A 24738-nucleotide genomic window follows, 5' to 3' on the forward strand; every position below is an offset into this window, starting at 1 on the left:
GTTCAACCGCTGTGACCTCCTGCCGTGGAGGCCGTGGAGGCCGTGGACACGGACGACGTGGGTGACTCGGACGGTACGGGCGCCGCGAGCGAAGTGTCCGGCACCGGCGACCCGTCCGGCACGGGCGCGATCGGGCCCGACGAGAAGGTGACCCCGCCGCGGCGGGCCCGGGCGCTGCCCACCGCATAGCCGCCGGCAGCCGCCGCGACACCGGCGACGATCGCGCCGGCCCGGCCCGCGCCACCCGGCCGGCCGAGCACCGCGTCCCTCAGTCCGCGCACCACTCCCGCGGGCAGAACCCGTGTGGTGTAGCGGCGTTCGGACTCCAGCCCCTTGTCCGCGCCCACACTCCGGGCCACCAGTGCCTTGGAAAGCCCCTCGGCGTAGGAGCGGGTACGGAAGTAGGCGAACCGTTCCCGGACGGCCGGGACCTTGTGGTGGATGACCGCGCGGTCGTCGATGAGGAGGACCGCTTCCGGCAGCGCTTCGGCGAGCCGGATGCACAGTTCGGTCTCCTCGCAGCCCAGCGGCCGTTTGTCGCCGTCGCGGCCGATGCCGGTGGCGAAGCCGCCGGAGGCGTCGAACGCGCTGCGCCGGAACGAGGCGTTGCCGCCCAGCACATTGCGGACCCGCACCTTGCCCGGCGGCAGCCCGCGGTAGGTGCAGCCGACGACCCAGTCGAACTCCTCTGGGAACCACCGCGGCCTGCGTCCCGACGCCCAGGCGGCCGTGGTCCGGCCGCCGACCGCCATCACCCGCGGGTCTTCGTACCCCTCGGCGAAGTACCGCAGCCAGTCGCGCTCGGCCACGGCGTCGTCGTCGAGGAAGGCGACGAACTCACCGCGGGCCACGGCGATGCCGGTGTTGCGGCCCGCGGAGAGGCCGCGGGGGCCCGCGTTGGCGAGCACCCGCACCTCCTCATCTTCCGCGGCGGACCCGCCGTGCGCGCCGAACTCCTTGTACTCCTCCCGGAGCCGGGCGAGCAGGGCGGGATTGTGGTCCACCACGAGCAGCGTCTCGAGAGCCGGCAGCGACTGCGTCCGCACCGAGTCGACGGCCGCGAGGATGTCCTCCCAGCGGTCCTCGGTGTAGACGCAGATCACCACCGAGAACCGGCGGTCGCTCAAGACGTCTCTCCCCGGGGGACCGTCACGTCGGGCGCCGCCGCGTGGCGGGTGCGCTGGGCGCGGCGCGCGCCCTTCTCCTTGAGGATCACCTTGAGCACACGCAGGCCGTCCCGGACGGCGCGCAGATTACTGACGCCGTGGATGCGCAGGTACTCGTGGCTGGGAACCTCCTGGACCCGCAGGCCGGCCTTGACGACGCGGATGTTCATCAGGGTCTCGATCTCGAACCCGGTGCAGTCGAGGTCGATGTCGCCGAGGCAGTGTTTCCAGAAGGCGTTGTAGCCGTAGCAGAGGTCGGTGTATCTCGCCCCGAACTTGGCGTTGACGACGGCGCACAGAATCCGGTTGCCGAGCTTGCGGATCGGTGTCATGTCGTCGGTGCCGCCGCCGTTGGCGAAACGCGAACCCTTGGCGAAGTCGGCTCCCGAGACGAGCGCCGAGACATAGGAGACGATCTCGTTTCCGTCGGCCGAACCGTCCGCGTCGACCATGACGATGATGTCGCCGGTGCAGGCGGCGAATCCGCTGATCAGGGCATCCCCTTTGCCCTTGCCGGCCTGTTTGACGACCTTGACGTCCGGCCACAGTTCGCGGGCGACCTCGACGGTGTTGTCACTGGAATTGCCGTCGACCAGCACGACTTCGTGAATCCAGTGCGGAAGTGTCTTGAAGACGTACGGCAGATTCTCCGCCTCGTTCATTGCGGGAATCACGACGCTGACCGGCGGTGTGATGGCGAGATGGGACGAGATCGGCCGGTAGACGGCAGATATACGGCTCACTTCGTTCACCGACGGATCTTGCCCCGGAGCGGCCGGGTGCAGGACTGAGCTCATGATGCAGTTTTCCCTCTCCACCGGTGGACCGCCCGCCCCACGGGCGATCCGGATGAGTGTCCGGTTTGAAAGGGGGGTTTACTTCTCACCCGCCAATGCCGAATAACCCTCCGTACCTTTGGGTGAGTTGCAGAACTGGCCGCGCGGCATTACGACTCGGTTAAGAGCACGAAAACCGAGCACGGCACCCCCCTACCGCGCCTCCCGCTTCGAAGCCATCGCGACGCTTGAGCCCTCCCCTAGTGCCGCTTGCGTGATGGACCGTTGCGGGTGGATGTACGACGGTATTGATGATTAGGACTGTATGGCAAGACCTGGACCCCGGTCTCGCTTTTTTACTTTTTGGCCCCGAATCGGATGGAGAACGCAGCGCTTCCTGATCGAATTTTCTTGATCGCTTTCAGGAATTGATCACTAGGTGTGCCGGACCCCGGATTCCGCATTCGGCGCGCGGGCGCCCACAGGAACAGCAGGGCGGTGATCACCGCGACGGCGACGACCCCACCGCCGACGTCGAGGATGTGCAGGGACGAGGCCGGCAGGGCGGCGAGCAGGCCGATGCCGACGGCTCCGGCGGCGGCGACGGCCGCACGGACGGCGGGGTCGAATCCGGACAGTGCGGCGAACAGCCCGCAGGCGGGCCCCGCGAAGAGGAAGAAGAGCACGAACGGCGCGCGCAATGGCGACTGGACGTCCGCGAGGGCCAGCACGACGCCGACACCCGACACGGCGAACGCCGCGCCGGCGGCCACCGACAGGAGATCCGACGCGGCCGGTGGTGGCTTGTTCTTGATGGTCTGCATGGCCGACTCAACCCCCCCAGGCGTCGGATGCGACGCCCTCATGCTGACCAGCACGTCTGGTGGCGTCAAGACGACCATAGGAATTTTTGGCATGGACACTTCCGGTGAAGTATGGGCCCTGCTACGAAAGTTGAGGCAGAGATCCTGCTAAAGGGAGGTTCCATGAAACTGTCCCGAATCGCGGCATTCTCATCCTCACTCCTCCTCGGCGCCGTTCTCGCTCTCACCGGAGCGGGCCAGGCGCAGGCCCATGACCGAGCCCTCGCCCTTGACTACGTGGCGCTGGGCGACTCCTACTCATCCGGAGTCGGAGCCGGCAGCTACGACAGCGCCAGCGGCAACTGCAAGCGCAGCACCCGCGCCTACCCCAAGCTCTGGGCCGCCGCCCATTCACCCTCGTCGTTCGCGTTCACCGCTTGCTCGGGCGCTCGTACGGGTGATGTTCTCTCCGGCCAGCTCGCCCCCCTCAACTCCGCCACCGATCTGGTCTCCATCACCATCGGCGGCAACGACGCCGGCTTCTCCGACGTGATGACCACCTGTGTCCTCCAGTCGGAGGCCACCTGCATCAACCGCATCAACCAGGCCCGCTCGTACGTCAACACGACCCTGCCCGGACAACTCGACTCCGTGTACACGGCCATCAGCTCCCGGGCCCCTTCGGCCCAGGTCGTCGTCCTCGGCTACCCCCGCTTCTACAAGCTGGGCGGCAGCTGCCTCGCCGGCCTCAGCGAGAACGAACGGTCCGCGATCAACTCGGCCGCCGACTACCTCAACGCCGCCATCGCGAAGCGCGCAGCGAACCACGGCTACGACTTCGCCGACGTCGTCCCCGCCTTCACCGGACACGAGATCTGCTCCGGCTCGGCGTGGCTGCACAGCGTGAACTGGCTCAACATCGGCGAGTCGTACCACCCCACCGCCGCCGGGCAGTCCGGCGGCTATCTGCCCAGCTTCACCTCTCGCGTGTGAGCCCGGTCCGTCCGGCCGCGGCAGCCGCGCTGTCCACCGGGTCAGCCGGGTCCGCCACGTCCGCGCCGCCTCCGGTCCCGGGCGAGTAGGAGTCCCCGTCCGGCGAGGAGTCCCCGCCCGACGGGGACTCCTCGTCGCAGCTGACCGAGAAGTCGACCCAACCGGACCGTGCCTCGACCGGTTTCCGGATCTCCACCCGGATCCGGTCGTGGTACGTGTCGCCCTCCGCGTAGTTCCGGTGGTTCCGTTCGACGTGGTTGACGTCCCGCTGCTTTCCGTCCCCCGAACCGAACCGCAGGGTCTTCCAGCCCGTGTCGGAGCCCTTGCCGCTCTCGGTGGCCCAGCGGTACTCGACGGCGGCGGGCACCCGGCCCACCGTGATGGTCGCCCGGAAGGCCGGAGCCTCCGCTTCCGGCGGCGGGCAGGTGCCCGAATAGCTGTCGTGCACGGTGCTGATGTGGACCGAGACGGTCTGCGGACGGTCGTGCGTCGACGCGCCGTTGCCTCCCGTCGCACCGCCGTCGCCGCCGCTCCCGCCGTCGTCCGTCTCCGTGCCGGTGTCGCCACCGGTGGCGTCGGGCGAACTGCCGGTGCCGGCGGTACCCGCGGTCGCAGCGCCGGGAGTTTCGGTGCCGCCCCCGTCGTCGCCCGCGTTCGTGCCGTTGCCCTTGTCGTTACCGGCCAGTGCCCAGGCCAGACCGCCGGCGGCGAGCAGCAGAACCGCGATGCCCGCGGCCAGTGCCACCTTCGCCCGACGGGGATGTCCCTGCCGCGGAGCGGGAGTCGGCGCCGTGGCCGCCATGCCCGCCATCGTCGGCACGGGCCGTCCCGGTCCGGTGGGCGGGGGAGTGCCCGGTGATGTGGACGTCATCGTGGGGCTGTACGGACCCGACACCGGCGGTACGGACGTCCGCGCCGTCCCGCCCGCGCCCACCACCCGTAGCATCCGCTCGGCCTCGTCCGCCGGGAGCCGGTCCGCCGGGTCCTTGCGCAGCAGCCCGGCGATCACCGGTGTCAGCTCAGCGGCCCGGCGCGGAGGCGGCAACTCCTCGTCCACTACGGCCCGCAGGGTGTTCAGCGGAGTGTTCTGGCGGAACGGGGTGATGCCCTCGACGGCCGCGTACAGCAGGACGCCGAGGGACCAGAGGTCGGACTCGGGACCCGGGTTGCGGCCGAGTGCCCGCTCGGGTGCGAGGAATTCGGGTGAGCCGATGAGCTCGCCCGTCATCGTGAGGTTGGAGGTGCCCTCGACCGTGGCGATGCCGAAGTCGGTGAGCACCACCCGTCCGTCGTTGGCGACGAGGACGTTTCCCGGCTTCACATCGCGATGCAGTACGCCCGCCTCGTGCGCGGCGCGCAGCGCGGCGAGCACCTCGGCGCCGACGTGGGCCGCACGCTGCGGGGTGAGCGGGCCCTCCGCCTCCAGGACGTCGGACAGGGCGAGCCCGCGGACCAGTTCCATCACGATCCACGGGCGGCCGTCCTCGGTGGCCACGTCGTAGACGGTGACCACATTGCGGTGCGAGATCCGGCCCGCGGCCCACGCCTCCCGCTCCAGGCGCTGGTAGAGCCGACGCTCGTCCGTGGTGCCCAGACCGGCGGGCGCCCGCACCTCCTTGACCGCGACCTCGCGGGCCAGCACCTCGTCGCGGGCGCGCCACACCACACCCATACCGCCTTCGCCCAGAGGGCTCAGCAGTCGGTAACGCCCGGCGATCAGTTGATTCTCGGGCACGCGAGCCCCCATCCGTTGCAGCACGGCATCTCGGTGGAAACCACTCAAAGCTAGCTCAACTCCAGGCCGCTGCGGCCCCCCTGAACACCAATCCGCATCCCAGGACGAACACCACGAACGCCGTACCGAGGGGAGCGGCCCGATGTGCGAGGGCGAGGACCCTGCCACCGCGGCGTTTGCGTTCCGCGAGGCGCTTCGCCGCTCCCGCGCCGACTCGCACGACGAGGAATCCGGCGGCGGCCAGCGTCAGGGCGAGACCCGCGCCGTAGGCGAGGACGAGCAGGAAGCCGAACCAGGCATGGCCGAGGGCGGCCGCGCCGACGAGGACGACGACGGCGGAGGGGCTCGGCACCATGCCCCCGGCGAACCCGAGGAGCAGGGTGCCGCGCAGCCCGCGCCGCTTCTCGCCCGGCAGGCTGTGCGGGTGGCCGTGGTGGTCATGGGAGTGGCCGTGGCCGTGATGCGCGTGGCCGTGCGAGTGCCCGTCCCCGTGGTGGTCGTGTCCGTGCGCATGTCCGTGGTCATGTCCGTGACCGTGGTGATGGTGGTGGTGCGGTCGGCCACGGCGACGCCATGCCCGCAGGACGAGCGCGGCCCCGGCCAGCGCGACGAGCGCGCCGCTCGCCACACCCAGCCAGGCGACGACCGACGGCGCCGCCGCCGAGCCCGCCGCCACCAGCGCCCCCAGCGCGAACACCCCGAGGGTGTGGGTGACGGTGACCGAGATGCCGAGTGTGAGTACCTCACGTACCGAGTTGCGCCCGCCGGCCGCTGCCGCGGCGGCCATCAGGGTCTTGCCGTGGCCGGGAGCAAGCGCGTGCATGGCGCCCAGCGCGATCGCCGTCGCCAGAGCGAGGGCGGCGAACGGCAGGGTGAGATCGCGCCGCTCGACCAGCCCGGTCAGGGCCTGCGTCCACCGGTCCGCGCCACGCGGCAGTACGGAGGCGGGGCCCGCGCCCTCCTCGTCACCGTCGGAGGCCAGGGCGGGGCCACCGGGCACCACCTCGAGCGCGGCCTTCGTACGGTCGGGGGGAGAGGCCAGCCGGTCCTCGGGGTACTCGGACAACCGCCGGGACAGCGATTCCCGCGGCACGTCGGACTCCGCGAGCGTCATCCGGTCGCCGCGCGCCGTGACCTCACGCCAGCCCGGCCCCCCGTCGCCGCCCGGAGCCCGGAAGGAGACGGCCGCTTCGCCGTCCGGCAGAGCGGCCGTCAGTTCGCACTCCAGCCGCAGCGTCGCCAGACCGGCCTGCCCGGGGCGTATGTCGGCCCGGCTCGCGCCGGCCCTGAGCGCCACCGCGCGGCCGTTCACCTCCGCGCGGGCTTCGCGCGCCGCGGTCGCGCAGCGCGCAGCCGCCCAGCCGGGAAGCTTCGCGGGCGTCCGCACACCCGGATCGATCTGGGCGGTCGGGATCTCCGCCAGATCCTCGACGTGGTCGACCCGCAACTCGCCCCGGGCGACGACCAGTCCGTCGTAACGGTTGACGGTGAAGTTGCCGAGCGGGTGGGCGGCCGCCGTCCCCGCGAAGACGAGGAACAGTCCGGCGACCAGCGTGCCGACGACGGCGATGCGCTTCCTCAGGGTCCTTGCCCTGCTCACCGTGCTCATGACGTCTCCTTGGCGCTGTTCTTCAGGGTGCGCCGGATCTCGGCCGGAGCGAGCGGCGAGAAACCGGGGTTGAGCGAGAGGGCCCGGGTGAGGGAGCGGCGGGCGGGCGCCTTCGCACCGGCCGCCTGCTCGACCATCCCCAGGTGGTAGAGGAACGCGGCGTTGCGGTAGCCGGTCGCCGTGGCCTTGCGGGCGTACGGCAGCGCGTCCTTCGCACGGCCGTTGCGGTACAGCGCCCAGCCGAGCGCGTCGGCCGTGTGCACGGTCCTGCGCCGCTGCCATTCGGCCTGCGCGGCCTTGAGGGCGACCGCCTTGTCACCGTGGTCGGCGGCGGCGAGCGCCGTGTCCAGATCCGGGTTCACCCCGCCCGCGCGGGCGAGCGACGTCCAGGTGCCGATCAGCGCGTACTGCCGGCGGGCCTCGGCGTCCTTCCCCGCGGCCTCGTACAGCTCGCCGAGCGCGACGAGTTGGCCGGGGAGCGGGTAGCGGGCGACGATCGCCTCGTACTCACGGATCGCCTCGGCCGTCTTCCCCTGGGCCGCGTGCGTCCGGGCCCGGCATTCCAGCGCCGCGATGTTCCTCGGCTCGGCGCGCAGCGCCGTGGCGCAGTGCTTCAGCGCCGTGTCGTACTGCCCCTGGGACCAGGTGAGCTGGCCGAGTGCGGTGGCGACGTAGGCGATGTCGCCGGGGGCGGTGGCGGACGTCATGGCCAGGGTGAGGACGCGGCTCGCGCCCTTGGTGTCGCCGCGCAGTTCGAGCACATAGGCGAGACGTGTGAAGGCCGGTATGCCGGGACGCTTGAGGTCCGCCTCCTCGGCAGCCTTCAACGCCTGGTCGTAGCGGCCGAGTTCGACGAGCGAGTCGATGCGCACCGCCAGCGCCTGTTCGCTGTACGGATTGACCGCCAGCGCCTGCCCGGCGTCCCGCAGTGCGCCGGTGAAGTCGTGCCGGGCGGCCGCCAGCGCGGCCCGTCCGGCGAGGGCCGCGTCATTGCCCTCGCGCCGCAGCTTCAGCGACCGTTCGAAGGCGTCGGCGGCACGTGGGTAGCCGGCCGGGTCGCCGGAGGTCCGTGCCTCCTCGACACGGGCCGAACCGAGCGTCGCCCAGCCCCGGTCGTCCTTGGGCCGGCTCTTCAGATGTGTTTCGAGGGCCCGTACGTCCGCCCCGATGACGGCGGCGCCGCCGAGGGGTGCCGCCGGCTCCTGCCCGTCGCCGCCCAGCACGACGGCGCCCGCGCTGATCGCCAGCGCCACCCCGACGGCTCCCAGCCCGACGGCCAACCGCCGCCGGAGGCCGCCCCGGGGTGCCTGGGGGGCTTCGCTGGTCTGCTGAGACATCTTCGGTCCTCTCGGGGCCGGGCCCGGTGAACGGGGCCCTGATCTGATCGGTGGAGCGGACGGGGGCGGGCACGGCGTGCCCGGCCCCCGTCTCGAAGGGCGGCTCGGGGCTCGGCGCGCCTAGATGTAGCTCGTCGTCCGCCGGCGCCTGCGCCACCAGGTCAGGGCCGTGGCGATCAGCAGCACACCCGCGACGGCGCCGCCCGCGGAGGCGATCAGCAGGGTCCTGTTGTCGTCGGAGGAGGACGACAGGCCCGCTCCGCCGTTCAGTGCGTTGCGCGCCGTGGCGCCCTCGGCCGTGGGGCCGCGCGAGCCCGCGGTCGGCAGCGCGACATAGGGGAAACTCGCCTCGAACTTCGCGTCGTTGGCGTCGACCGCGTCGCCCAGGTCGTTCTTCGAGCCGACGAGTTCGCCCTCGACGACCTGGAGCGCGATGTCCAGGACGTCGTCGGTCAGCCTGCGGCCGTTGGGGAAGCCGGCGTTGTCACCGTCGAGCACACCCAGCCTCTTCGGCTCGGCCGTGGGCTTGATGGACGTGTTCAGCCGCAGGGCCTCCGCGGGCTTCACCCCGGGCGGCTGGTTGAGGTCCTTCACACCGGTCAGGAAGACCGACACGAGGTCGTTGCGCGGTTCGGCCGGAGCCTTGATCTTGTAGATGCCCTCGATCAGCTTGGGCAGCTCCGGGTTGGTCACCGACGGCAGGAAGTCGGCGTCGTTCCACGGCGAGGACGCGTTGAACTTGTCCTTGTCCTTGAGGGGCAGGACGACCTCGTTGACCAGCGGCATCCCGAGTCGCGAGACCTGGGTCCAGTGGCCGCTCGCGCTCTTGCGCTGGGTCGTCGACCAGATGCCGACGACCGGCTGTTCGGCCGACTGCTGTATGTAGTGCGTCGGCACCTGGAGCGCGAGGGTGTTGACGTTGTAGCCCTTGAGCGTGTCGTTGCCGACCTCGGAGAGGTCACCGCCGTACAGCAGGTCGAAGACCCGCAGATCCAGGAAGAACGGGTCGTCGGCCTGGCCGGCGAAGGTGGTGAGACCGCTCGGCAGCTGGTGCACCGCCTGCTTGCGCAGCACGCTGTAGTCCGGCATGGACGCCTTGCCCACGTTGGACGGCGCCACCGGGACGTCGTCCGCGATCTTGTGGGTGGAGGCGACCTTCTGGTCCTTCAGGCGCAGCAGGTCGATGTCGTACGTCTGCGTGAAGTTGAGGTCCGGGTCGTCGAGGCTGGTGACGGGACCGGTGTTGTAGAGGAACGTCTTGTCGTTCTTCAGGTGTTCCTTGAACGTCCAGCGGTAGAGCAAATCGCCCTGCGCGTCGCCGTTGCTGTCGATGTGGATGTCGTACTGGGCGTCGGTGGCGAACTTGTAGAAGTTCGGGCCGCCCGCCGGGTCCTCGAACGGCAGCCAGTTGGCCACCAGCGTCGTCGTGTCCGGCTTGTCCGGGCTGACGAAGGCGTACACGTCGGTGTTGTCGAACTGGGGCTGGCCCGAGATCAGCGGGGCCTCCCGGTGACTGGAGGCGCTGGCCGCCTCCGGCGTCAGTGCGGCCACGCCGCCGGCGGCGAGCGCCCCGGCAGCCAGAGCACCACAGGTGAGCGCGGCGAGACTCCTGCGCCCCCGGAAAGTTCCGGGCCCCCACCCGCTCCTGTTGATTGCGGTCATTGCGTCCGTCCGTTCTGAGCAACGAGGTTCGGTTGCCTTGCGCGTGCCATTCGGGGCCGCGCGACGGATGGATTGGTGGAGATTCGAAAGTGTCCAACTCGCCCTGGAAACTCATGGATTCGGTGAGTGGTCGTCAACTCGCGTACAGGTGTGGTGAATCCTGCGCCCGGGATACACGAGTGTGATGCCGGGGCGATAGGGTTAACCTGCCCGGGCCGGGTGCGTCGTACGGGTGGGGAGTGACATGGATCAGATAGCAGTGCGGAGCAGGGCACGAGTGCCTGCCATCACATGTGGGAGCAGCGCGACCAGTTCGCGTCTCGACCGGCATCTTTCGGTGCTGGGCGGCCCTGCCGTCCCGCAGCGCGAGACGGTCGAGGCGACATCGCTGATGCGCGAGCTCACCACGCGTGATGTGGCGCACAGCCGCAGGAGCAAGAGCGCGCGCGTCTCGCTCTTCGCGCCCCTGCGCAGGCTGCGCCGCTCGCTGTTCGGCAGCCGGAGCTGATCCGGCCGCCTTCGCATCGCGACCCCGCGACCGCGCGCTCAGGCGACCACACCGTCCCGGCGCAGCGCTGCTGTCCCCTCGTCCGTCATTCCCAGGGACCTCAGCAGCGCGTCGGTGTGCTCGCCGAGCGCGGGGACCGCACCCATCGGTACCTCCGGTCCACCCGGCAGGGTGATCGGCGGAAGCAGTGCCTTCAGCGGACCGACCGGTGAACCGACCTCCCGCCACCGGTCACGCGCCGCGAGCTGCGGATGTCCGGCCACATCCGTCACATCGTTGAGCCGCGCGCAGGCGATGCCCGCGGCCTCCAGCCGGTCGACGGCCTCCTGGGTGCCCAGTTTCCCGAGTGCCAGGCCCACCGCCGCGTCCGTCCGCACGCGATTCGCCGTACGGGCCGTATTGGTGGCGAAGTGCGGATCGGTGCCCAGGCCGGGCAGTTCCAGCACCTGTTCGGCCAGCCGCCGCCATTCCCGGTCGTTCTGCACCGACAGCAGCACCTGCCCGCCGTCCGCGGTGGTGTAGGCGTCGTACGGTGCGATGACGGCATGTGCGAGGCCCGTGCGCGCCGGAGGCTGACCGCCGTGCATCCCGTAGTGCAGCGGATGTCCCATCCACTCGGCGAGGGACTCCAGCATCGAGATCTCCACCGGTCCGCCGCGGCCCGAGACGCCCCGGCGCAGCAGCGCGGCCAGCACCCCGGAGAAGGCGTACATGGCGGCGGCGATGTCGGCCGCCGGAATGCCGGCCTTCACCGGCCGTTCGGCGGTCCCGGTGACGGAGACCAGGCCGGCCTCGCACTGCACGAGCATGTCGTAGGCCCGTTTGTGGGCGTACGGGCCCTCCGCGCCGTAGCCCGAGATGTCCACGGCGACCAGCCGGGGGTGGGCGGCGCACAGGGTGGCCGCGTCCAGGCCGAGCCGGGCGGCCGCGCCCTGGGCGAGGTTCTGCACGAACACGTCGGCGTCCGCGACGAGCCGCTGCACGATCTCCAGCCCGCGCGGGTCCTTGAGGTCGACGGCGATGGACTCCTTGCCGTAGTTGCACCACACGAAGTGAGAGGCGAGTCCATGGGCGGCCGTGTCGTAGTCGCGGGCGAAGTCGCCGCCGTCCGGACGCTCGATCTTGATGACACGGGCGCCGAGGTCGGCGAGCTGGCGGGTGGCGAACGGGGCCGATACGGCCTGCTCGACGGCGACGACGGTGACCCCGTCGAGCGGCAGTGGCTGAGTGCTCATGACAGCCGTACCTATCGCGTACGCAGGGCATCTGTCATCTCGGCGGGCGGGTGCGCGACCGCCCGGCCGACGCGGAGTGCACCGGTGGCCGCGGTCAGAGCAGGGCGAACTGGCCCTCCGGGCCTTCCTCGTGGTGGTCGAGTACGGACGCGGGCCGACGGGCCCTGTCCGGCGGCGGCAGCACGCCCCCGACGTCGGTGATCTCGGTACCGGCCTTCAACTCGGCCCGCTGTTCGGTCAGTTCACCGAGCAGGGCGAGGACGGTGATCAGCTCCAGCAGTTCCGAGGTCCACTCCTGCGGCCAGGCGCCGGGCCGGATCGCCTCCAGGGTGCCGGGCTCGGGCTGGGTGGTCCGGCGTGCGAACCAGGCCTCCAGCACCCGGGTACCGCCGACATTTACGTCCCAGGCGGCGGGCGGCACCGGGGAGATGCGTCCCTCGCCGACGCTCAGCACCTCCTCCTCGGCGTCGTACGCGATCGCGTCGGGGCGGGCGGGCACGGCGGCACGGACATAGGGGCGCCGCCCGCCCGGCAGCCGGGGCTTCGCGCCGCCGCGCGCGCCGCGGAGCTGGATGTCGAGCAGGGTCCGCCCCAGGTCCACGCCCGTGAGCCAGACCTCGGGATCGGCGGGCAGCGGGACGAGGCAGCCGGCGGGTGAGGGCTCGGCCGCCGCGGCGATCCAGGCGAGCACGTCCTCGGGGGCGACCGTCCGCCCGTAGTGGCTTTCCAGAAGGGGCAGCAGACCGGGCGCGAGATTGGGCTCGTCGCCGCCCGGACGCCGGTACAGCGGCCGGATGCGGCCGGGCCGTCCCGCGGGGGAGTAGCCGTCGGGAAGCAGCGCGGACATCAGCACGGCCGGGCCCGATGCGTCCCCGGTCCAGCCCTGTTCGACGGCGAAGATCTGCCGGTCGTCGGCGACCCGCCACAGCTCGGGGCGGGCGACGTCGAGGAGACGGTGGTCGGGGATCAGCCACTGTTCGTCGAAGGCGCCGTGCGCGATCCGCACCGGCTCCGGACAGCGGCCGTCCTCACGGATGAACCGGCCCGTCCCCGCGGCCTGCCCGGGCAGCTGGCCCACCGCGGTCCGGGGGGTGCGGGCGCGGGTGCACCCGAACAGCGCGTCCTGCGCGGGCCCCTCCGCCCGCACCACCGCGTCCCAGCGTGCGGTCAGGGACCCGGCGTCCGGCGCGATCACCCAGGAGCGTCCCGGCCGCAGAGGCCGCACGCCCCACGGCATGAGCGCATCGAGCATCGGCATGCGGACATCCTCCCCCTCGCCATGGGCGCGTACCGCCGGAATGTTAGTCATCCACGCGCAGCAGGCCGACGTCAGTCCGCGTCGAGGGTGACCGAGAAGGAGAACCGGTCGCCCCGGTAGTGGATGCGCGCGACGTCCACCACCCGGCCGTCGCCGTCGTACGTCACACCCGTGTAGTGCAGGATCGGACTCAGCAGCGGCACGTCCAGCAGCTCCGCCGTACGCGGGTCCGCCAGCCGGGCCTCCACGGTGTCCGTGATCCGGCTGATCCGCACACCGACCGCGTCCCGCAGCACCTTGGTCATCGGCCAGCGCTCCAGATCCGCGAGATCCAGCGCGGCCGCGATGTCCGGACGGACCGCGTTCTCCGCCCAGTTGGTCGGCTCGCCGCTCTCCCCGTCGCAGCGCAGCCTGCGGTACGTCACGACCTCGGCGATGTCGGGGAAGTACTCGGCCAGTTCGGCGGGCACCGGACCGGGACCGTGCCCGAGGATCGTCGTCCGCTCGCCCGACTGCTGGGCCACGATCGCGTCGATCGAGCCCAGCAGCCGGCGCGGAGCCCCCCGGCGGGCCCCCGGTTCGATGAAGGTGCCGCGTCGGCGGTGCCGGCTGATCAGCCCCTCCGCCTCCAGCTCCTTGAGAGCCTGCCGCATGGTCAGCACGCTCACGCCGTAGTGCGCGGCGAGCTGCTCCTCGGTGGGCAGCCGCAGCGACGCCTCGGGCGCCCGGCCGAGTATCGAGGCGCGCAGCGACTGCGAGACCTGGTACCACAGCGGCAGCTTGCGGTTCAGGACCAGCGAGTCGGGGGCGAAGGAGGTCACGGCATCTCCGTACTACGACCTGAAGTGGCGCTCAAGACCCTGCCACACGTTGTCGTAGCCCTTCTGCAGATGGTCCGCGCCCGCCGCCTGCTCCGTCGCGGTCACCGGCCAGCGCGTCTCGAACATGAACGCCAGCCCGTCGTCGATCTTCTGCGGCTTGAGCTCGGCCGCGCTCGCCCGGTCGAACGTGTCCCGGTCCGGACCGTGCGCCGACATCATGTTGTGCAGCGAGCCGCCGCCGGGCACGAAGCCCTCCGCCTTCGCGTCGTACGCGCCCTCGATCAGGCCCATGTACTCGCTCATCACGTTGCGGTGGAAGTAGGGCGGCCGGAAGGTGTTCTCGCCGACCAGCCAGCGAGGTGCGAAGACCACGAAGTCGACGCCCGCAAGGCCCGGGGTGTCGGACGGCGAGGTCAGCACGGTGAAGATCGACGGGTCCGGGTGGTCGTAGCTGATGGTGCCGATGACGTTGAACCGGTGCAGGTCGTAGACGTACGGCAGGTGGTTGCCGTGCCAGGCGACCACGTCGAGCGGGGAGTGGTCGTAGGTCGCCGCCCAGAGGTTGCCGCAGAACTTGTTGACCACCTCGACCGGGCGCTCCACGTCCTCGAAGGACGCCACCGGGGCCATGAAGTCACGGGCGTTCGCGAGGCCGTTGGCGCCGATCGGGCCGAGGTCCGGGAGCTGGAAGGGCTGACCGTAGTTCTCGCACACATAACCGCGGGCGCTGTCGTCGAGCAGTTCCACGCGGAAACGGATGCCGCGCGGGATCAGGGCCACCTCGCCGGGGCGGGCCGCGAGCATGCCGAACTCCGTGACCAGCAGCAGGCCACCGCGCTCGGGGACGATCAGCAGCTCGCCGTCGGCGTCGCTGAACACCCGGTCCGTCATCGACGCGTTGGCGTGGTAGAGGTGCACGGCCATGCCGGTGCGCTGGGTGGTGTCGCCGTTCCCGCCGAGCGTCCACAGACCGGCCAGCCAGTCGGTCCCCGGCGCCGGCTCCGGCAGCGGGTTCCAGCGCAGCCGGTTGGGGTCGGGGACGGTCTCGGTGAACGGCGCGCTGCGCAGTCCGCCGTTGCCGACACGGACGAACGGCGGGTGGGCCGCCGAGGGGCGGATGCGGTAGAGCCACGAGCGGCGGTTGTGGACACGCGGCTCGGTGAACGCCGAACCGCTCAGCTGCTCCGCGTACAGCCCGAGGGGGGCCCGCTGCGGTGAATTGCGCCCGAGCGGAAGTGCGCCCGGCACGGCCTCCGAGCTGTGCTCATTGCCGAACCCGGGGGAGTACCCCAGGGACTCGGCCGTCTTCCGCGCCTGCTCGATGCCGCTCATCGCCCGCTCCCGGTGCTGAAGGAATCCTGGAATCCTATGGACTACCGTAGGATTGCGGAGCGCCCCCGTCAACGGCATCCGGACGGCATGATGGAGCGCGTGTCCCACGCCCCCCTACGACGTGAGCCCGTGCAGCGGCGGAGCGCCGAGCGGCTCGCCCGGATCCTGGACGCCTGCGCCGAACTTCTCGACGAGACCGGATACGAGGAACTGTCGACGCGTGCGGTGGCCGTGCGGGCGGGGGTGCCGATCGGTTCGGTCTACCGGTTCTTCGGCAACAAGCGTGCCCTCGCCGACGCGTTGGCCGAACGCAACCTGGACAGATATACGGACCGCATCGCGGGCCGGCTCACCGGTCTCGCCGGAGGCGACTGGCGGGGACTGCTCGATGTGGTGCTCGGCGAGTACGTGGCGATGAAACGCACGGTCCCCGGCTTCTCGCTGATCGACTTCGGCAACCAGATCCCGGTGGGCTCCCCGGCGGCCGGCGCGAACCATCAGGTGGCCGACCGCCTGGTCGGGCTGCTGGCGGCGCAGGTGGGCCGCGAGCCGGACGAGGTGCTGCGACGCGCGGCGCTGGTCGCGGTGGAGGCCGCGGACGCCCTGCTCCAACTGGCGTTCCGGGTGGACCCGTCGGGCGACGAGGCGATCGTGGGGGAGACGCGGGAGCTGCTGCGGTCGTATCTGGCGCGGGTACTGGACTGAGGCGGCTGGGGGGTGCGGCTCAGGGCGCCGACAAGGGCGTGGGCCACCTGTCGGCAGCGGGCCGCGCGAAGAAATCCCGCCCGGCAGCCGGCCCTCGCGCGGGCCCGTGCCCGGCCACCGGGTCTTGGCCGTCTCTCGGCAGCCGGCCCCCGCAGGGGCTGCGGCGCGGCCACCGGCTCCTGGTCGTCTCTCGGCAGCCGGCCCCCGCACGGGCCCGTGCCCGGGCAGCCGGGCCCGGTACTACGGCAACCCGATCCCGGCAGGGGCCCGGCCGCCTTCCGGCGACCAGGCGCCCCGGCCCGGACGCCTGCCCGGCAGCCGGCCCTCGCCCAGCAACAGGGCCCCGCCCGGACGCGTGCCCGGTAACCGGACCCCCGCCTGGCATTGGGGGCCCGCGGACCCTCGCCCGGTAACCGCCTCCCGGTAACCGGACCCCCGCCCGGCAGCCGGCCCCCGCAGGGGCTGCGGCGCGGCCACCGGCTCCTGGTCGTCTCTCGGCAGCCGGCCCCCGCACGGACCCGTGCCCGGGCAGCCGGGCCCGGTACTACGGCAACCCGATCCCGGCAGGGCCCCGGCCGCCTCCCGGTAACCGGACCCCCGCCCGGCATCAGTGCCCCGCCGCGGACCCCGCCCGGCAAAGGGGCCCCGCCCGGCAACAGGCCCCGGCCGCGGACCCCCGCCCGGCAACCGCCTCCCCGTAACCGGACCCCCGCAGGGACTCCCGCCCATGCATACCGGTCGGTATGCTCGGCCTGAGCCGAGCGACACCGACGCCGCCCCGGGGAGGGCCCATGTCCCGCACAGCTGCCGCCCGTACCGCACCGACGGGCGGCGACGGCGCCGAACCGGCCGGAGAGACACGCACCGCCCTGCGGATCTGTCCGCTCTGCGAGGCGACCTGCGGTCTCACCCTCACCATCGAGGGCACCCGTGTCGTCTCCGCGCGCGGCGACCGCGACGACGTCTTCAGCCGCGGCTTCATCTGCCCCAAGGGCGCCTCCTTCGGAGAACTCGACGCCGACCCCGACCGGCTGCGCACCCCGCTCGTCCGCAAGGACGGCGAACTGCGCGACGCCACCTGGGCCGAGGCCTTCGACGCGATCGCCGCCCGGATCAGGCCGCTGATCGAGGAACACGGGGCGAACGCCGTCGGCGTGGTCCTCGGCAACCCGAACGTGCACACCATGGCCGGCGCGCTCTACCCGCCGGTGCTGCTCTCCGTACTGCGCAGCCGCAACCTCTTCACCGCCAGCACCCTGGACCAGATGCCCAAGCACGTCTCCAGCGGACTGCTGTTCGGGGACGCCGTCGCCATCCCCGTCCCCGACCTGGACCGCACCGACCATCTGCTGCTGCTCGGCGCCAACCCGCTGGAGTCCAACGGCAGCCTCTGCACCGCCGCCGACTTCCCCGGCAAGCTCAAGGCGCTGCGCAGGCGCGGCGGCACGCTGACCGTCGTCGACCCCCGCCGTACGCGCACCGCGCAGCTCGCCGACCGTCATGTGCCCATCCGCCCCGGCACCGACGCCCTGCTGCTCGCCGCGCTCACCCACGTCCTCTTCGAGGAGCGGCTGACCGACCTCGGCCGGCTCGAAGGCCATGTCGAGCAGCTGCGCGAAGTCGAGGCGGCCGTCGCGGAGTTCACCCCCGAAGCCGTCGCCGGCGCGTGCGACATGGACGCCGGCGAGATCCGCACGATCGCCCGCGAACTGGCGGCCGCACCCACCGCCGCCGTCTACGGCCGCATCGGCAGCTGCACCGTGGAGTACGGCACCCTCGCCAACTGGCTGGTGGACGTGCTCAATGTGCTCACCGGCAATCTCGACCGCCCCGGCGGCGCGCTCTTCCCCCTCTCGGCCACGGCGCCCGCGCCCCGCCCCGCCGGTCCCGGCAGGGGCTTCGCGCTCGGCCGCTGGACCAGCCGGGTAAGCGAGCAGCCCGAGGCCAAGAGCGAACTGCCCATGGCCGTACTCGCCGAGGAGATCGACACCCCCGGCGAGGGCCGGATCCGCGCGCTGATCTCCATCGCCGCCAATCCCGTACTCTCCGCGCCCGACGGCGACCGCCTCGACCGCGCCCTGGAGCAGCTCGACTTCATGGTCAGTGTCGACCCCTACCTCAACGAGACCTCCCGGCACGCCGACGTGGTGCTGCCCCCGCCCCCGCCCTCCCAGAGCTCCCACTTCGACTTCGCCTTCAACGCTTTCGCGGTGCACAACCAGGCCCGCTACACCCCGGCCGCCGTACCTCTGGAGGACGGCCGCATGGACGAGTGCGAGATCCACGCCCGTCTGGTCCTGGCGGTCGGCGGCATGCACGGCGCGCCCCCGGAGGCCGTCGACGACATGGTCATCGAGAAGGCCCTCACCAAGGCCGTAGCCGAGGCGCACTCACCGGTCCACGGCCAGGACGTCAAGGAGCTGACCGCGCAGCTGTCCGGCCGTACGGGACCCGAGCGCCGCCTCGACATGATGCTGCGCACCGGCCCGTACGACCTCACCCTCGACAAGCTCCTGGAGAACCCGCACGGCGTCGACCTCGGCCCCCTCCGGCCCCGCGTCCCCGAGGTGCTCAGGACCCGCAGCGGCCGGATCGAGCTGCTGCCCGGGCCGATCGCCGACGATCTGCCCAGGCTGCGCAGCGCCCTGGACGAGCGGCCCGAGGCCCTGGTGCTGGTCGGCCGCCGCCATCTGCGCTCCAACAACAGCTGGCTGCACAACGTGCCCGCGCTCAACGGCGGCTCCAACCGCTGCACCCTCCAGATCCACCCCGAGGACGCGACCCGGCTCGGGCTCCACGACGGCGAGCAGGTGCGTATCGCGGCGGACGGCGGTCAGGTCGAGGCGCCCGTGGAGATCACCGACACGGTGCGCACCGGGGTGGTCAGCCTTCCGCACGGCTGGGGGCACAGCCGCCCGGGCGTGCGGATGTCGGTGGCCGCGTCCCGCCCCGGCGTCAATGTGAACCAGCTGCTCGACGGCTCGCGGCTGGACCCGCTGTCCGGCACCGCGGTGCTCAACGGATTCCCCGTGGTACTCACGGCAACTCGATGACCTGGGGTTTTGCTCGTATTGCTCACGCGTCAACATCTTGTTAACGGCATTTGACGCCACCTAACGTCGTCCGGACCGCCGCACCGGTGGGAGTTCAAGGATGAACGTTAGGTGTCCCCCATGCTGACAATCCTCGGCTTCGCCATGATCGCGACCTTCCTGGTCCTGATCATGATGAAGAAGATGTCGCCGATCGCGGCTCTGGTCCTCATCCCCGCGCTCTTCTGCGTGATCGTCGGGAAGGGCGCGCACCTCGGGGACTACGTCCTCGAGGGCGTCGGCCAGCTCGCACCCACCGCGGCGATGCTGATGTTCGCGATCGTCTACTTCGGCGTGATGATCGACGTCGGGCTCTTCGACCCGATCGTCCGCGCCATCCTGCGGTTCTGCAAGGCGGACCCCATGCGGATCGTGGTCGGCACGGCCGTACTGGCCGCGATCGTCTCGCTGGACGGTGACGGCTCCACCACCTTCATGATCACGGTCTCGGCGATGTATCCGCTCTACAAGCGCCTCAAGATGAGCCTGGTCGTGCTGACGGGTGTCGCCGCCACCGCGAACGGCGTGATGAACACCCTTCCCTGGGGCGGCCCCACCGCCCGTGCCGCGTCCGCCCTGAAGCTCGACGCCGCCGACATCTTCGTCCCGATGATCCCGGCGCTCGCCGTCGGACTGCTCTTCGTCTTCGTCCTCGCCTACGTCCTCGGCCGCCGTGAGCGCACCCGACTCGGCTACCTCTCCCTGGACGAGGTGCTGGTGACGGAGAACGAGACGGTGCTGGTCGGCGCGGGTGGCGCGGACGCGACCCGTACTCCGGGCGGCGCCGGCCCCGGCGCCGGCGAGCAGCCTACGGGCAAGGCCGCCCACGACGCGGCGGACGACGGGGACACCGATGACGAGACCTTCCAGGGCCTCGACCCTCACCGGGAGACCCTGCGCCCCAGGCTCTACTGGTTCAACGCCGGTCTCACCGTGGCCCTTCTCACCGCGATGATCATGGAGCTGCTGCCCATCCCGGTGCTGTTCCTCATCGGCGCGGCCCTCGCGCTGACCGTCAACTTCCCCAAGATGACGGAGCAGAAGGACCGGATCGCCGCCCACGCCGACAACGTCCTCAACGTCTCCGGCATGGTCTTCGCCGCCGCCGTCTTCACCGGCGTCCTCACCGGCACCGGCATGGTCGAGCACATGGCGGACTGGCTCGTCGGAGCCATCCCCGAGGGCATGGGCCCGCACATGGGCATCGTCACCGGAGTGCTGAGCCTGCCGCTCACCTACTTCATGTCGAACGACGGCTTCTACTTCGGCGTCCTGCCGGTCCTCGCCGAAGCGGGCTCCGCCCATGGAGTCTCCTCGCTGGAGATCGCCCGCGCCTCCCTCGTCGGCCAGCCGCTGCACATGTCGAGCCCGCTCGTCCCCGCCGTCTACGTCCTCGTCGGCATGGCCAAGGTCGAGTTCGGCGACCACACCAAGTTCACGGTCAAGTGGGCGGCGCTCACCTGTCTGGTGGTGCTCGGCGCCGGAATCCTGTTCGGGATCATCTGACGGTGACCGGATCCCGGAGCTGGCTGCTGCGTCTCGTCATCGCCTTCGGTTTCGCGCAGGCGGCGGTGTCGATGGCGCGGCCCGCCGTCTCCTACCGGGCGCTGTCGCTCGGTGCGGACGAGCGCGCGGTCGGTGTGATCGCCGGCGTGTACGCGCTCCTCCCCCTGTTCGCCGCCGTACCGCTGGGGCGCAGGACGGACCACGGGCGGTGTGCACCCCTGCTGCCCGTCGGCGTCGTCCTGATCTCCGGCGGGTGTGCCTTCAGCGGTACGGCGGGCTCGCTCACGGCGATGGCCGCGTGGAGCGGCGTGATGGGCCTCGGCCATCTCTTCTTCGTCATCGGCGCGCAGTCGATCGTCGCCCGCCAGTCCGCACCGGACGAACAGGACCGCAACTTCGGTCACTTCACCATCGGCGCCTCGTTCGGACAACTGGTGGGGCCGGTCGCCGCCGGGTTCCTCGTCTCCGGCGAGGACGGCGCCATGGGCCGTACGAGCGCGCTCGCCCTGGTCGCCTCGGCTGCCGTCGGCGCCGTGTCCCTCACCTCGCTGTGGCGCATCGAGCACCGCACGAGCGGAGCACCGGCCCGCGAACGCCCACGGAAGGTGCCCGTCCGCCGGATACTCGGCGCCCGGGGCGTGCCCGCCGGGATCTTCACCAGTCTCGCCGTGCTTTCCGCCACCGACATCCTCACCGCGTATCTCCCGGTGATCGGCGAGCATCGCGGCATCGCACCCGCGACCGTCGGCCTGCTGCTGAGCCTGCGCGCGGCCGCGACCATCGCCTGCCGGCTGGTGATGACCCCCATGATCCGGCTGCTCGGCCGCACGGCGCTGATGGCCGTGACCTGTCTGCTCGGCGCGCTGCTGTGCGGTGGCATCGCACTGCCGGTCCCCGTCTGGGCGCTCGCGGTGATGCTGGCCGCCCTCGGCTTCTGCCTGGGCGTGGGTCAGCCGCTGTCCATGACGACGGTCGTACAGGCTGCCCCGGCCGGTGCGCGGTCAACCGCGCTCGCCCTTCGGCTGACTGGAAACCGTCTGGGCCAGGTCGCGGCCCCCGCCTCCGCCGGTGTGATCGCCGGGGTCGCGGGACCCGCCGCGCCGTTCACGATGCTGGGCCTTCTGCTGCTGGTCGCGGCGGGGTTGGGGATGCGGAGCCCGACTCCCCCCGGCGGTACGGGCGTTCGGCCGAGCGGAGGAGGGAGTCGCAGCTTCCCCGGCACCGTACAAAAACCCCAGCCTCAACATTCGCCCGAATCATTCCCTGACCGGGAGTAGTCGGCTAGTTTCAGGCGTCGCTACCGCTCCTCCTCATCCCTGGGCGGAACTCCATGACGCGCGCCATTTCCCTGCACAGTGTCAGCAAGCGGTACGGACGGGGCGCACGCGCCGTCGACCGTTTCAGCCTGGACATCGAGCCCGGCGAGTTCGTGGTCCTGCTCGGTCCGTCGGGCTGCGGCAAGTCGACCGTGCTCCGCATGATCGCGGGGCTGGAGGAGATCACCGAGGGCGAACTGCTGCTGGACGGCGAGCTGTCCAACCATGTGCCGCCCCGTGACCGGGCGATGGCGATGGTCTTCCAGAACTTCGCCCTCTATCCGAGCATGACCAACCGGGAGAACATCGGCTTCCCGCTGCGGCTGGAGAACCCGCGCCTGGACCGTGCGCCACGGGTCGAGGCCACCGCCCGGATGCTCGGCATCGAGGACGTCCTGGACCGCTATCCGAGTCAGCTCTCCGGCGGTGAACGCCAGCGGGTCGCCATGGGCCGGGCCATCTCGCGCAGACCGTCCGTCTTCTTGATGGACGAGCCTCCAACCTCGACGCGAAGCTGCGCAATCATCTGCGGGCCGAAATCGCCCAGCTCACCCGGGAGTTGGGGGTCACCACGGTCTATGTCACACACGACCAGGCCGAGGCGATGTCGCTGGGCGACCGGGTCGCCGTGATGCGCGGCGGTGTGCTCCAGCAGGTGAGCACCCCGCGCGAGACCTATGCCATGCCCGCCAATGTCTTCGTCGCGGCGTTCATCGGCACGCCCCGTATCAACCTCCTCCAGGCCGTCGTCTACGCGCCGCTCGACGGACGGATGTCGATCAACCTCGGCAAGCAGCGGCTCCCGCTGCCCGAACCGCTCAGCGTGGACCACCAGTTGCTCCGGATCCAGCAGGGCCGCGACATCATCGTCGGGCTGCGCTCCGAGTCCACCCGTATCGCGCCGCCCAGCCAGGCCCGCCCCGGCGAGGTCGCCCTGACCGGCATCGTCGAGCACATGGAGTACCAGGGTCACGAGGCGCTGGTGCACTTCAACACGGGGTCGCGGCCCGCCGTGGTCGCCGACCTGGAGTCGCCCCGGCCGCGGCCCCCGGTGCGCCGGCGCAGGGGCAGGAGCGGCGGTCCGGGCGTGCTCACCCGGATCAGGGAGCGTGCGGTCGCGCAGGTCGCCGGTCCTGTCGTCGCGCTCGACGACCCGGAGCCGGTGCCGTTCGCGACGGAGCGCCCGGCCACCGCGCCGAGCGACCTCGTCGTACGGACGGGGCCCGACGTAAGGCTGCGGACCGGCGCCCAGGTGCCGCTCCTGGTGGACCTCGCGCATCTGTACGTCTTCGACCACCAGGGTCAGCGGATCTGCCCCGCCCCGCCGGACCTGCTCGGCCTGGACGCCTGACGCGGTACACCGGTCCTGCGTGAGTGGCTCGGCCGTGGCCCGATCGGCACGGTCGCCCCTGGCGTCAAAAAACTAACACCGCTAGTTTGGGTCGCACGACTGCCGGCAGGTTCTGGAGGAGTGCGATGAAGGCCCACGACGGGATGTACATCGGCGGCCGGTGGCGGCCCGCCGCCGGACAGGACACCATCCCGGTGGTGAACCCGGCGGACGAGCAGGTCATCGCCCATGTCCCGGCCGGTGGACCCGAGGACGTCGACGCCGCCGTACGGGCCGCCCGTGAGGCGTTCCCCGGCTGGGCCGCGACACCGCCCGCCGAGCGCGCGGCCGCGATCGGCGCCCTGCGTGACGCCCTGGTGGCCCGCCAGGAGGAGATCGCCGAGACTGTGACCGCCGAGCTCGGCTCGCCGCTCGCGCTCTCGCAGGCCGTCCACGCGAGCCTGCCGGTGATGGTCGCCGGCTCGTACGCCGAACTGGCCGCCTCGTACGCCTTCGAGGAGAAGATCGGCACCTCCACCGTCCTGCTGGAGCCCGTGGGTGTGGTCGGTGCGATCACGCCCTGGAACTATCCGCTGCACCAGGTCGTGGCCAAGGTGGCCCCGGCCCTCGCCGCGGGCTGCACCGTGGTCCTCAAGCCCGCCGAGGACACCCCGCTGACCGCCCAGCTCTTCGCCGACGCCGTGCACGAGGCCGGGCTGCCCGCCGGGGTCTTCAACCTGGTGACCGGTCTCGGCCCGGTGGCCGGACAGGCGCTCGCCGCGCACGAGGGCGTCGACCTCGTCTCCTTCACCGGCTCCACCGCGGTCGGCCGGCAGATCGGCGCGACCGCGGGGGCCGCCGTCAAGCGTGTCGCCCTGGAACTCGGCGGCAAGTCCGCGAATGTGATCCTGCCGGGCGCCGACCTCGCGAAGGCCGTCAACGTCGGCATCGCCAACGTCATGTCCAACTCCGGCCAGACGTGCAGCGCCTGGACCCGGATGCTGGTCCACACCGATCAGTACGACGAGGCCGTCACCCTCGCGGCCACCGCGGTCGCCAAGTACGTCCCCGGCGAGCGCGTCGGCCCCCTGGTCAGCGCCAAGCAGCAGCAACGCGTGCGCGGATACATCGAGAAGGGCGTCGCCGAGGGAGCCCGGCTGGTCGCCGGCGGCCCCGACGCCCCGAAGGAGACCGGCTACTACGTCAGCCCCACCGTCTTCGCCGACGTCGCCCCGGAGATGACCATCGCGCAGGAGGAGATCTTCGGCCCGGTCGTCGCGCTGCTCAGGTACGAGGACGAGGACGACGCCCTGCGGATCGCCAACGGCACCGTGTACGGCCTCGGGGGAGCGGTATGGGCCGCGGACGACGCCACGGCCGTCGCCTTCGCCCGCCGGATGGACACCGGCCAGGTGGACATCAACGGCGGGCGCTTCAATCCCCTCGCGCCCTTCGGCGGGTACAAGCAGTCGGGCGTCGGGCGCGAGCTCGGTCCGCACGGTCTGTCGGAGTACCTCCAGACCAAGTCCCTCCAGTTCTGAGACGGAGATTCCC

The 24738-nt window shown here is 71.5% G+C and carries 18 protein-coding genes and 1 pseudogene; 8 read left to right on the plus strand and 11 right to left on the minus strand.

What is annotated here, in order from left to right:
* Positions 1-2: 2 nt before the first annotated feature.
* The 3 genes from RPQ07_RS29415 to RPQ07_RS29425 all read right to left on the minus strand — a co-directional run bounded on the left by RPQ07_RS29415 (position 3) and on the right by RPQ07_RS29425 (position 2844).
* Entirely contained in the window at positions 3-1127 is a 1125-nt protein-coding gene (locus RPQ07_RS29415) for a glycosyltransferase family 2 protein (protein ID WP_313947238.1), read from the minus strand.
* Complete coding sequence (locus RPQ07_RS29420; protein ID WP_313947239.1) at positions 1124-1963, minus strand: glycosyltransferase family 2 protein; 840 nt, start codon at positions 1961-1963, stop codon at positions 1124-1126. Before RPQ07_RS29420 ends, RPQ07_RS29415 begins: the two co-directional genes overlap by 4 nt.
* Positions 1964-2298: 335 nt before the next feature.
* A complete protein-coding gene (locus tag RPQ07_RS29425) occupies positions 2299-2844 on the minus strand; it encodes a hypothetical protein (protein ID WP_313947240.1) in 546 nt (181 codons plus the stop codon).
* An 84-nt stretch (positions 2845-2928) separates the two neighbouring features.
* On the opposite strand from RPQ07_RS29425, the gene RPQ07_RS29430 reads away from it, so the two are divergent.
* The gene (locus RPQ07_RS29430) at positions 2929-3738 is read left to right on the plus strand and encodes an SGNH/GDSL hydrolase family protein (protein WP_313947241.1); all 810 of its coding nucleotides are present in this window, start codon (positions 2929-2931) and stop codon (positions 3736-3738) included.
* Here RPQ07_RS29430 and RPQ07_RS29435 read toward each other — a convergent pair.
* The 4 genes from RPQ07_RS29435 to RPQ07_RS29450 all read right to left on the minus strand — a co-directional run bounded on the left by RPQ07_RS29435 (position 3722) and on the right by RPQ07_RS29450 (position 10081).
* The gene (locus RPQ07_RS29435; protein WP_413777791.1) at positions 3722-5485 is read right to left on the minus strand and encodes a serine/threonine-protein kinase; all 1764 of its coding nucleotides are present in this window, start codon (positions 5483-5485) and stop codon (positions 3722-3724) included. The genes RPQ07_RS29430 and RPQ07_RS29435 overlap by 17 nt on opposite strands.
* A gap of 43 nt (positions 5486-5528) precedes the next feature.
* Positions 5529-7082, minus strand: a complete 1554-nt coding sequence (locus RPQ07_RS29440) for a nickel transporter (protein WP_313947243.1) — start codon at positions 7080-7082, stop codon at positions 5529-5531.
* The gene (locus tag RPQ07_RS29445; RefSeq protein WP_313947244.1) at positions 7079-8419 is read right to left on the minus strand and encodes a tetratricopeptide repeat protein; all 1341 of its coding nucleotides are present in this window, start codon (positions 8417-8419) and stop codon (positions 7079-7081) included. Before RPQ07_RS29445 ends, RPQ07_RS29440 begins: the two co-directional genes overlap by 4 nt.
* Positions 8420-8539: 120 nt before the next feature.
* Positions 8540-10081, minus strand: coding sequence for a DUF4331 domain-containing protein (locus RPQ07_RS29450; RefSeq protein WP_313947245.1), 1542 nt, complete (start codon positions 10079-10081; stop codon positions 8540-8542).
* 244 nt (positions 10082-10325) lie between these two features.
* Between RPQ07_RS29450 and RPQ07_RS29455 the strand changes: the two genes are divergently transcribed.
* The gene (locus RPQ07_RS29455) at positions 10326-10589 is read left to right on the plus strand and encodes a hypothetical protein (RefSeq protein ID WP_313947246.1); all 264 of its coding nucleotides are present in this window, start codon (positions 10326-10328) and stop codon (positions 10587-10589) included.
* A gap of 38 nt (positions 10590-10627) precedes the next feature.
* On the opposite strand, the gene RPQ07_RS29460 is transcribed toward RPQ07_RS29455, so the two are convergent.
* The 4 genes from RPQ07_RS29460 to hmgA form a co-directional block, all read right to left on the minus strand.
* On the minus strand, positions 10628-11824 hold the full coding sequence (locus tag RPQ07_RS29460; RefSeq protein ID WP_313947247.1) for a CaiB/BaiF CoA-transferase family protein: 1197 nt from the start codon (positions 11822-11824) through the stop codon (positions 10628-10630).
* A 94-nt stretch (positions 11825-11918) separates the two neighbouring features.
* Positions 11919-13082, minus strand: a complete 1164-nt coding sequence (locus tag RPQ07_RS29465) for a type ISP restriction/modification enzyme (RefSeq protein ID WP_313947248.1) — start codon at positions 13080-13082, stop codon at positions 11919-11921.
* Between the two features lie 71 nt (positions 13083-13153).
* A complete protein-coding gene (locus RPQ07_RS29470; protein ID WP_313947249.1) occupies positions 13154-13903 on the minus strand; it encodes a GntR family transcriptional regulator in 750 nt (249 codons plus the stop codon).
* Between the two features lie 12 nt (positions 13904-13915).
* Positions 13916-15235 (minus strand): homogentisate 1,2-dioxygenase, encoded by a 1320-nt coding sequence (gene hmgA, locus RPQ07_RS29475; protein ID WP_313947250.1) that lies wholly within the window; start codon positions 15233-15235, stop codon positions 13916-13918.
* Between the two features lie 90 nt (positions 15236-15325).
* Here hmgA and RPQ07_RS29480 point away from each other — a divergent pair, with 90 nt between their 5' ends.
* From RPQ07_RS29480 to RPQ07_RS29505, 6 genes and pseudogenes are all read left to right on the plus strand, one after another.
* A complete protein-coding gene (locus RPQ07_RS29480) occupies positions 15326-15940 on the plus strand; it encodes a TetR/AcrR family transcriptional regulator (protein ID WP_313949071.1) in 615 nt (204 codons plus the stop codon).
* A gap of 791 nt (positions 15941-16731) precedes the next feature.
* The gene (locus RPQ07_RS29485) at positions 16732-18993 is read left to right on the plus strand and encodes a molybdopterin oxidoreductase family protein (RefSeq protein WP_313947251.1); all 2262 of its coding nucleotides are present in this window, start codon (positions 16732-16734) and stop codon (positions 18991-18993) included.
* Between the two features lie 120 nt (positions 18994-19113).
* Positions 19114-20538, plus strand: coding sequence for a CitMHS family transporter (locus RPQ07_RS29490; protein ID WP_313947252.1), 1425 nt, complete (start codon positions 19114-19116; stop codon positions 20536-20538).
* 71 nt (positions 20539-20609) lie between these two features.
* Positions 20610-21815: an MFS transporter gene (locus tag RPQ07_RS29495; RefSeq protein ID WP_313949072.1), complete on the plus strand. Its 1206-nt coding sequence runs from the start codon at positions 20610-20612 to the stop codon at positions 21813-21815.
* Between the two features lie 53 nt (positions 21816-21868).
* A pseudogene (locus RPQ07_RS29500) lies at positions 21869-23205 on the plus strand (ABC transporter ATP-binding protein).
* A 125-nt stretch (positions 23206-23330) separates the two neighbouring features.
* The gene (locus RPQ07_RS29505) at positions 23331-24725 is read left to right on the plus strand and encodes an aldehyde dehydrogenase family protein (protein ID WP_313947253.1); all 1395 of its coding nucleotides are present in this window, start codon (positions 23331-23333) and stop codon (positions 24723-24725) included.
* Positions 24726-24738 lie beyond the last annotated feature (13 nt).

It is taken from the genome of Streptomyces sp. AM8-1-1, from assembly GCF_032229325.1.
Taxonomy (GTDB): Bacteria; Actinomycetota; Actinomycetes; order Streptomycetales; family Streptomycetaceae; genus Streptomyces; species Streptomyces achmelvichensis.

Excerpts from the sequence above, each read along its gene's own strand:
- RPQ07_RS29440 (WP_313947243.1), bottom strand. The coding sequence starts at position 7,082 with ATGAGCACGGTGAGCAGGGCAAGGACCCTGAGGAAGCGCATCGCCGTC.
- RPQ07_RS29460 (WP_313947247.1), bottom strand. The coding sequence starts at position 11,824 with ATGAGCACTCAGCCACTGCCGCTCGACGGGGTCACCGTCGTCGCCGTC.
- RPQ07_RS29485 (WP_313947251.1), top strand. The coding sequence starts at position 16,732 with ATGTCCCGCACAGCTGCCGCCCGTACCGCACCGACGGGCGGCGACGGC.
- RPQ07_RS29495 (WP_313949072.1), top strand. The coding sequence starts at position 20,610 with ATGGCGCGGCCCGCCGTCTCCTACCGGGCGCTGTCGCTCGGTGCGGAC.
- RPQ07_RS29505 (WP_313947253.1), top strand. The coding sequence starts at position 23,331 with ATGAAGGCCCACGACGGGATGTACATCGGCGGCCGGTGGCGGCCCGCC.
- hmgA (WP_313947250.1), bottom strand. The coding sequence starts at position 15,235 with ATGAGCGGCATCGAGCAGGCGCGGAAGACGGCCGAGTCCCTGGGGTAC.
- RPQ07_RS29465 (WP_313947248.1), bottom strand. The coding sequence starts at position 13,082 with ATGCCGATGCTCGATGCGCTCATGCCGTGGGGCGTGCGGCCTCTGCGG.
- RPQ07_RS29445 (WP_313947244.1), bottom strand. The coding sequence starts at position 8,419 with ATGTCTCAGCAGACCAGCGAAGCCCCCCAGGCACCCCGGGGCGGCCTC.
- RPQ07_RS29450 (WP_313947245.1), bottom strand. The coding sequence starts at position 10,081 with ATGACCGCAATCAACAGGAGCGGGTGGGGGCCCGGAACTTTCCGGGGG.
- RPQ07_RS29435 (WP_413777791.1), bottom strand. The coding sequence starts at position 5,485 with ATGGGGGCTCGCGTGCCCGAGAATCAACTGATCGCCGGGCGTTACCGA.
- RPQ07_RS29430 (WP_313947241.1), top strand. The coding sequence starts at position 2,929 with ATGAAACTGTCCCGAATCGCGGCATTCTCATCCTCACTCCTCCTCGGC.
- RPQ07_RS29480 (WP_313949071.1), top strand. The coding sequence starts at position 15,326 with ATGGAGCGCGTGTCCCACGCCCCCCTACGACGTGAGCCCGTGCAGCGG.
- RPQ07_RS29490 (WP_313947252.1), top strand. The coding sequence starts at position 19,114 with ATGCTGACAATCCTCGGCTTCGCCATGATCGCGACCTTCCTGGTCCTG.
- RPQ07_RS29420 (WP_313947239.1), bottom strand. The coding sequence starts at position 1,963 with ATGAGCTCAGTCCTGCACCCGGCCGCTCCGGGGCAAGATCCGTCGGTG.
- RPQ07_RS29425 (WP_313947240.1), bottom strand. The coding sequence starts at position 2,844 with ATGGTCGTCTTGACGCCACCAGACGTGCTGGTCAGCATGAGGGCGTCG.
- RPQ07_RS29455 (WP_313947246.1), top strand. The coding sequence starts at position 10,326 with ATGGATCAGATAGCAGTGCGGAGCAGGGCACGAGTGCCTGCCATCACA.